The organism is Candidatus Paceibacterota bacterium (assembly GCA_035438625.1).
GTDB lineage: Bacteria > Patescibacteriota > Minisyncoccia > Phycocordibacterales > DAORIS01 > DAORIS01.
The window spans coordinates 73,455-81,254 of sequence record DAORIS010000004.1; the positions used below are offsets into that span (position 1 = coordinate 73,455).

A 7,800-nucleotide genomic window follows, 5' to 3' on the forward strand; every position below is an offset into this window, starting at 1 on the left:
CCTAGCACACAAAATTGCAAGAAAATACACACACTTACTACCTAACTTCTCGCTCGAGTTGAACCTCCGTGTCTACTGCCTTAACTTTAAATTTTGCTCTTCCAATACGCTGTCCACCCAACGTCTCTACATCAACACGCCAGAGCCCTGGGAATACTGCTGATTTCATCGAGTACCCTCTATATCCTTCATCTCTTCCACCGGTGATAGTAAACGTAATTCGAGATGACTCTACCCAACGGTTTGTTTTCGAATTGTAATATTCCCACTTATGTACCACATCCATACTTTCAAACGCTGACGGTGCGAATATAGACGTATACACATACACAGGTTCACCAGGTGCAAGGTGTACAGTTTCTGAGAGTCGTAAAAAATCAAACCTGCGAGCAGGCTCTTTTCTTATGACATACCCTTCTGCAGTTCTTGTAACTGAGTGATACGCACGTACCTCTTTCGCAGCAAGTGGAATTGGAGGAATAATGTTTGCAAAATAAAAAACAGTAATCACCGCATATACCACACCTACTGAAATCACGAGTGATTTCCGACTTGCTGCATAGCGAATTGGAATAAGCTTTTTAATTAGCTGAGAAAATAATGTAACGAGTAGTAGCGCAGTTACACCACTCATAAGAAACACAGATGCACCTATCTGACCAACCATAAGTGGAACAAAATAAATCATCACACCAAGTAGTGCCAGGAAAAAAATACCCATCTGAAAACTGAGTCGAAGATAGTACTTCTTAAACAACTCGTTTCCAACCAACATAATGGCCAAGATTAAGATGAACGGCCAACTAACCGAAAGTGATGCGCTTCGATAATAAAACACAACGAAACCACTAAATAGACCTCCAAAAGCAAACTGAATAGCAATAAGTAAAAACGGTGGTAATCGCTCAAATAGATACCCACGCAACCTCCCCGCTTCACATAAATTCAATAGGAGGATCCCTGTACCCGCAATTGTTAAGTATGCAAAAAAGACTAGATTCTCCAAAAACATATCTACCCTACGGAGAGTGAGACTGTCTATAATAAATCCCAACAATAAGGCACCAGAGGAAATGTGACGTTCGTATTTTACCCAAAAATCACGATATATATCTATCTTTCTTTTAAAATATTCTTTCATTCCTGTTTACCTCTTTAAAGAAATCCATTATCCCTTCATATGTTTTTAATGCCATTGTGTCTAGCACAGCCTTTCGGACCACTGGATCAGCAAACGAAGGCTCATAGATATATCCATACTCAATCAAAATACCCGCACCATCAAGCGTGTTATTTGCTCCAACAGCGATGAGTTCCTGATCCTCAACAATTCCACTTCTTTCCTTTCCAATGTTACTTTTTGAAAAACTCTCCCCTAGTCGAGCATGGATTGCATCTGCTAATGCACGTGATCCTTTTGCATTAGAATACTGCTTTTCAGGAGTATATATAGAAAAACCACTATATGCCCCTGGATGGCCCTTTTTCCTACCCTCATAGTCATTAAAATGTATATGGATAATAATATCCATCCCTTTACTATTTGCCCATTTGTTTATTGCGTACAATCGATATGCCGCTAGAGACGGGGCACTTTTATTAGACGACGCTGGAAGCACCTTGATTTCACCAGTACTTGCATAAAATTTCATTTGTTCTTTCTGCTCCGAAATAAACGCTAAAACCTCATCCTTTTTGTTTTCAAAGTAATCATTCAACTCTGGAACATATCCATCCTTTGTTTGTGTAATGTATGCTTCAATTTTTTTGTCTTTTGCAAGTAACCTGTGGAGTTCCTCACCAAGTGCAATTGTCATCTCTACCTCTTTCAATCCATTAAATTCAGTGCCGAAATATCTCTGATCATGTCCGGGTACTACTAATATCTTTATCTTCCGACCACCTTTTTTGTTTGCATTAGCGTACACGTCCCTTAACGAGTCCCCTGTTACAGAGTCCACGAAGAAAACAGAAGCTGTAAAATTCTTCACCTTGCTATATACCCCATTAATTCCCCACTGATACTCGAGCACTGAAAAGACAGTTACCGCAATTAAAGCTAGGGTTAAAATTGTCTTTTTCATTCAATGAATCTGTTATTAATAGACTAAGGGAGTAATCACTGCATATGCATTGCTGCCCGTAAACATATAATATCGTGCATACACCCACCAAGACCACCTTATGCCCACGTGATTTATCCGCCCGCTTGGCTGACTGCATTAATTTTTGCACGGGTAGTCGGACCGACCAAGCCATAGCTCGAGTCCTGACTAGAAGCAATAATACCTTGTTGAATTTGGAAAATCCCAACAGCATTACGCGTAACTGGACCAAAAAAACCAGTGACGTTATCTGCCGTTAGCACTCCTTGTGTCACAAGAAAATTTTGCAAAGCGAAAACTTCCCCACCCTTAGATCCAAGTGACATGGGTTGAGAAAAGACATGCTGTGCTGGTTTACTATTTGGGGTAATAACTGACTGATATCCAGCGTTACTAGGGATTGCTGACATTCCATATGAAGATACAAACGCCCTGGTTGTTGGACCAAAATATCCTGCCGCGGGACTAATTCCATTTGCTGCTTGGAACCTTGATAACGCGAAGCGTAATCGCTCACCAAAATATGTAGATTCATTTCCAGGTGATCCTGGACCCTCTGTAGAAAGTACATATGAATTCGCATTTAAAAACTGTTGAAGTGCTAATACATCACCTCCCTCAGAACCAACTGTTAAGTCGCGTGCAAATAACGACCAAACTTGAGGAATAACAGTTGGTGTGCTTACAACCACTGGAGTGGTCGATGGTGGCGGAGTATTTCTTCTGCCTCCACCACCGCCACCACCCCCTCCTCCACTACTTGCTGCCCGTGTAACATTAATTGATACAGACGTTGTTGCTGAAAGTGGCGATGAGTCATTATCAGTAACCTGAGCAATAATTGAAAATGTTCCCTCAAGTTCAGATCTATCAGCGACCGTAATTACACCACTTGCGCCATCGATTCCAAAGGCACCGCCTGTGTTTCCGGAAATAAGACTGTATTGAAGAGTCTGTCCTACATTGGGATCTGTAGCGGCGATAGTACCGACAGCATCTCCATTTCCAGCATTACTTACCACAGAAAATGAATAAGAATCATCAGCAAAGTCTGGATATTCATTTGCTCTTGTAATATTCACAGTAACAGTTGTGGTCGCTAGATTTGCGGGAACCTGTACACTGTTTGCCCTAACCTCAAGCGAATATGACGTTTGTGAATCGTAATTTAAAAGACTTGGATTTGTAACCGTTAAAATTCCTGTTAGTGCGCCAAGAGAAAAGATTCCATCGCCATTTCCAGAAGTAATTGAGTAGGTTGGCGTCTGCCCAGAAAATAATTCCGTAGCCGCGATTGTTCCAATAACCGTACTCGTTGCTACATTTTCAGCTATTGAAAACGTTATGGGCTCAAGACTTATCTCACCTGTTGCAAAACAAGAAAGATCAAATGTAGATACCTGATACTCTCCTCCACCAAGTGATGTCATGGCAGAATTAATTTCACTTATATAGTGACCAATAGCGGGTCCGTTTAAATCAGTATAATGTGTGAAATTAAGCACAAGCTCATCTCCAACAACTATAAAGCCAGGGTTACCTGAGTCTCCCCCAACGATAGTTTCACTAAATCGCCCGCGTGGAAAACTTATCACTGTTTCATGATATGTAGTATTTGTTCCAATGTGATTAATATTATGTACTAATGCCTTTCCTTCTTGATCTAAAAGAATTGCAGGGATCGCGGTTGATGCACTTAAATAATTATTAACATCATCACTTGAAATTACAGGGTAAAAAGCAATGGTACTTGGAACCGCAGAGTCTAGGATTCCAACCTTAATATCAGTCGAACCTATTCGAGTTTGATCGGTAAGTGTCCGCGTTACCACATCACCATTAGGTTCAACAAAGACCACCGTTGCTCCATTACTAATTGGAAAGTGATTTGCAAACACGAGATGTCTTGGACTTATAAGTGTTCCGGATCGAGTTGTGGTCGCTGTAGAATTCCAAGGAGAAACTCCTGTAAGGTCTAGCGCTACATCACCAATCGATGTCCAAACTGAAGTGTTACGTGACCAACCACCTGTATTGTCACCCCGTGACGTGAATATATTTATGTATCCAGTTGACGTCGAAAGTCCTGTTATCCGTGAATCGACTTGATCATATAACTCCTGTACAAGATCCGTAGAATACAACGCATCACAATTATTCGGTTCAAACACTTCAGCACCTACGGAATAATAATTGCAAGATTGAATTACTATGGTTAGGAGAAGAATTTTGACCGTTTTTTTCACAGACATAATACTAGCACTCAATAGTTTGAGTCTGCTTTAAAAGCATGCCCTACACACAAAAAAAATGAAATTATTCGACTCTGAGCTTATTATCTAAGAATATTACAGAAACAGTGTCTTCTTCGGGGACTTCAGCGTCGCCATCCTTGGTGTAAGTTACATATGCAGTACTACTGCTAATTTCTAACTTAGTAATCTCAATATCTTTCCCGACAAACACAATATTTGTTCCGCGATAACTATTACCCTCCTTAATTGAAGCAGCAACGTACTGATACGTGACAGGTACCCCTTCCTTTTTTGTTTCTTCTTGAACAACAAACACAATATCATCAATTCCGTCTCCATTTATATCTCCAATTTTTTCAGTACCAAAATACTGTCCTAACTCCTTTTTTGAAGATTTTATTACTGCTGCAGGAAGAAAATCATCTATGGCACTTGAATGTACATTATTTTTTACTCCAATTGTTTGTTGAATTGCAATGCTGAAAATAACAATGATTCCAAGTATTACGAGATATTTTGCTTTGTTACTTACCTTATTAACTATCGCGATAATGATCGCATAGAAGATTCCAACAAGAATAAAGAACAAAAACGGCACTAGTAGGTCATACCGCTCTACCACTGGTAGGTATTGAAGTAAAAACTCTAAAGAGGCTACGCGTAATATAGATCCAATAAACCCTTCAGTTCCACGTATAAACGCCATATACGTTGCAAGTATTGATCCGATTAAGAATCCTATTATTGACGCCTCAAAAATTGTTATTTTTCTCATTTTGATATTGTTTCCTCAAGGTCTGACAATTGCTTCTGCAAATGCTCTTCTGAGACTGTAATATTCTTCTGCAACTCAACAATAATCTTTTTTTCCTCTTTTGTTAAATCTCGCTTTGTTCTTACGTTTTCCAAGTTCTTAATTTGAGACCTCACATTCTCACGTAGGCTTTCAAATGCCTTATGCACTGAAGACTCGGTATTGTGAACTTGCTGATTAAGAGACTTTTTAAATCTCTTGATCTGGAACATAAAGTATACAACCATGAGCACAATGAGTCCTAGGCTCATAACCACAATGAGTGCAAGCGATAGCCAATTTAGGATCATTCCACTAATACTGCTGAACAAAGGACTCTTTACGGTCACATAATACGGCTCAGTAAAGAAACTTTTTGCTCCACGTTCATCAATTGCCCGTGCTGTGAGTGTATATGTTCCCCTATTGATTTCCTCATCCCACACCAAGATAAACCTTCCATCAGACAAGGTGTTTACAATCTGGTTCTTTCTATTTCCTTTTGAATCTTCGAGTACAACCTCTACATTAGAGTTCGAATGTGATGTACCACTTACCCTTAGCAACTCGCCCGAACGAACAACTGAAGTGTAGTCTTCAATTATTGGCATATCGATTGAACCAATGGTAAATTGCGCAGTCTGCACTGTTTCATTACCTGCTCCATCAATAGCTTTTACAAGTAACGTGTGTTCGCCAGGATCCTGAGCTGGAAGTTTGTATGCTCCGGAAACATGTTCCTTGTGTGAGATTTTAATAAACTCTCCATCATCAATCTTAATTTCATAGTCACTTATACCTGAGAGTTTGTCTGTTGCCTCAAACTTAGCAATTGGTCGCGGATCACTTTCAAATTCTCCTTTGACAAAGGATATCTTAAATGGATTTGGTCCAGCGGTATCAACCAATATCTTGTAATTTCGCACCTGGCTCCAACCTTTACTATTTTTGAACTTAAGACCAAAGTACCATTGACCATCTTCAAGATTATCGAATTTCTTACTCTTTATCGGAGGATCATACAAGACAGAAGGATTTCCAGTAGTTCTACCCAAGAGAGTAGATACCGTAGTTACATCTGATGGCATCGCCCACGCTAACTCAGCGGTTCCACTGTTATACCACTTATTTTGATTAGGATGAGTTGTTGATGTTATGACCGGAAGTGCTGGAACACCACTAATAGGAACCTGTGGTTCAGTGACCGGTTCAACAACTGGTTCAGTTGGTGCTTGGATGTTAATAACACCAGCAATTTTCTGCGCGAGGATGTCTGTCCCCAAGCCATCATTTTCTCTTACCGCACCCTCAGAAATTAGTATTGAAGCAGTCCCACTCTTTTTTGCCTTAAAGATAATGGACGCAACATTCCCTCCCTCCCCAGTGTAGCCAGGATTTGGAATACCGCCATTAAACGATATTGTCCCATTTCCATTTGCAAATGGTTCTTCAACCCACAGAGTGAAGACTGATGGATTTTTACTTACAGACTGCACCTCCAATAAGTCTGTTGGGTATTGAATTACCCCTTCTGCATTGTTAATTGCTTTGTTGTTTGTCCCTATAACAATTTTCACCTGAACTATGTTCCCTACCGCAACCTGAGTCGATACCGGTACAACTGACAAACTTGCAGCTTCCGCTATTGTTGAAATACCAAATACAGCTAAAGCAATTACACAAATTACCTTAGTAATACGAACTGTTCTATATATTGATCTACATTTGTGCATTAACTGTATTCTTCTTCATTTTTCTGTACCCAACTACAAGTACAACCAATACGAGGAGTGCGCCGACAATTCCAACAATGTTCCATGGAGTACCTGCTTGTGCATCTTCACTGTTGTATGTTGCAAGCTTTTTATTTCCTGCTTTGTCATATGCTGTTACAGAAAGCATTACAGGATCAGTCTGGTTTTGTAATACATACGTACTACCACTTCGAACAGCAGGTGCGCCATTTTCAGAGACCTCATAGTAACTAATGCCAGTTTCGTTATCTACAGCACTAAAGAATACGAATGTCTTCCCTTCAAACAATGATGCATCTTGTCCAGGAACAACAATGAAATCACGAGGAGGTGTAACATCTTGTGCAATTATTGCCTTCCACTCATCAACAACAGGTTCATTTGAATTTTTTTCCTGAACTGTAATTACTGTATTTCTAACCTGAACAGGCAATTTTGTTCCTGAGCCATCATTTGCGTATGCAGAAATGTTAACTGGTGAAATCGTCACTTCACCCGCTTCCTTTGCTTCATAAATTATCTTAAACATAGTCGCCCCTTCAATATTGAAACCTCCTGGAACTCCACCAACAAACGACACCAACTTTCCATCAGCAGAAAGAGATGGTGTTCTAGGCCATAGACCAAATGCAGAATTGGCTAGACTGAACTCCTTCACCTCTACGCTTGAACCACCTGAAACTGTTGCAATGTCACCATCAACAGTATTAATAGTAGTTCCTTCGGCATTAATCTTTACATTTAAAATAACAGTGTCTCCGACAGAAATAGTTGTTCGTGAAGGTTCAACATACACAACTGCTGCAGAAGCAAATGCTGGAATAAATGTTAAAGATGCAACTAGCGCAATAAACAATGTATATATTTTTTTCATATTATTTTATTAATGTATT

6 protein-coding genes are annotated in these 7,800 nt (G+C 39.8%); all 6 read right to left on the reverse strand.

The genetic code is table 11. From position 1 onward, the window contains the following. Positions 1-37: 37 nt before the first annotated feature. The gene (locus PLF31_02370; GenBank protein HRH26290.1) at positions 38-1,141 is read right to left on the reverse strand and encodes a DUF2914 domain-containing protein; all 1,104 of its coding nucleotides are present in this window, start codon (positions 1,139-1,141) and stop codon (positions 38-40) included. Next, entirely contained in the window at positions 1,125-2,084 is a 960-nt protein-coding gene (locus PLF31_02375; GenBank protein ID HRH26291.1) for an N-acetylmuramoyl-L-alanine amidase, read from the reverse strand. Before PLF31_02375 ends, PLF31_02370 begins: the two co-directional genes overlap by 17 nt. Before the next feature lie 113 nt (positions 2,085-2,197). Further along, complete coding sequence (locus PLF31_02380) at positions 2,198-4,351, reverse strand: cadherin domain-containing protein (GenBank protein HRH26292.1); 2,154 nt, start codon at positions 4,349-4,351, stop codon at positions 2,198-2,200. A gap of 70 nt (positions 4,352-4,421) precedes the next feature. Then, a complete protein-coding gene (locus PLF31_02385; GenBank protein ID HRH26293.1) occupies positions 4,422-5,135 on the reverse strand; it encodes a hypothetical protein in 714 nt (237 codons plus the stop codon). Continuing rightward, entirely contained in the window at positions 5,132-6,886 is a 1,755-nt protein-coding gene (locus PLF31_02390) for a cohesin domain-containing protein (protein ID HRH26294.1), read from the reverse strand. Before PLF31_02390 ends, PLF31_02385 begins: the two co-directional genes overlap by 4 nt. Next, positions 6,873-7,781, reverse strand: a complete 909-nt coding sequence (locus tag PLF31_02395) for a hypothetical protein (GenBank protein HRH26295.1) — start codon at positions 7,779-7,781, stop codon at positions 6,873-6,875. Before PLF31_02395 ends, PLF31_02390 begins: the two co-directional genes overlap by 14 nt. Between the last annotated feature and the right edge of the window lie 19 nt (positions 7,782-7,800).